Origin of the sequence: Staphylococcus sp. GDY8P47P (assembly GCF_016892225.1) — a bacterium.
Lineage (GTDB): Bacteria > Bacillota > Bacilli > Staphylococcales > Staphylococcaceae > Staphylococcus > Staphylococcus borealis.
Genome location: NZ_JAFENV010000049.1, coordinates 1 through 728 on the forward strand (window position 1 = coordinate 1; position 728 = coordinate 728).

General features: G+C 42.3%; 1 pseudogene. It reads right to left on the bottom strand.

From position 1 onward, the window contains the following. Positions 1-728 (bottom strand): annotated as a pseudogene (locus JVV30_RS12820) (YSIRK signal domain/LPXTG anchor domain surface protein); the annotation flags it as partial.

The window sequence follows — 728 nt, forward strand, 5'->3', positions numbered from 1 at the left end:
CAACAGAAGGTTTCACCGGAGATGTTAGGTCAATTGCTTTCTTCGGTTGAGACATAGAACTATTCGGATGTTCTGCATTATCCGTTGCCTTAGCAGTGACGTTACCTTCAGGAATAGGTTTTGTCGGTGTAATTGTGACATGTCCCGTATCATCCGTTGTACCCGAACCAATGATATTACCATCTTTATCCAGTAAATCAACATGCGTATTTGGATCTGTAGTCACCGTAATAGGTGTTTGAGTACTAGCTTTACCACCTAAATCCGTATCAAGTGTTGGAACAGTTGGTGGTGTTGTATCAGTAGCTTTAACAGGATCAGATGTAGAACTATTAGGAACTTCCGCATTGTCGTAAGCCTTCGCAGTGACATTACCCTCAGGAATAGGTTTAGTCGGTGTAATTGTGACATGACCTGTATTATCTGTCGTACCTGAACCGATAACATTACCGTCTTTATCTAATAATTCCACTTTCGTATTCGGATCTGTAGTAACTTCAACGGGATCAGTAGTTGTCGCTTTACCAGTTAAATCGCTAGTAACCACAGGCGCCGTTGGCGGAGTTGTGTCAGTCGCTTTTTTCGGTTGAGAAGTAGAACTATTCGGATGTTCTGCATTATCAGTCGCCTTGGCAGTGACGTTATCTTCAGGAATAGGTTTTGTCGGTGTAATTGTGACATGTCCCGTATCATCCGTTGTACCCGAACCAATGATATTACCATCTTTA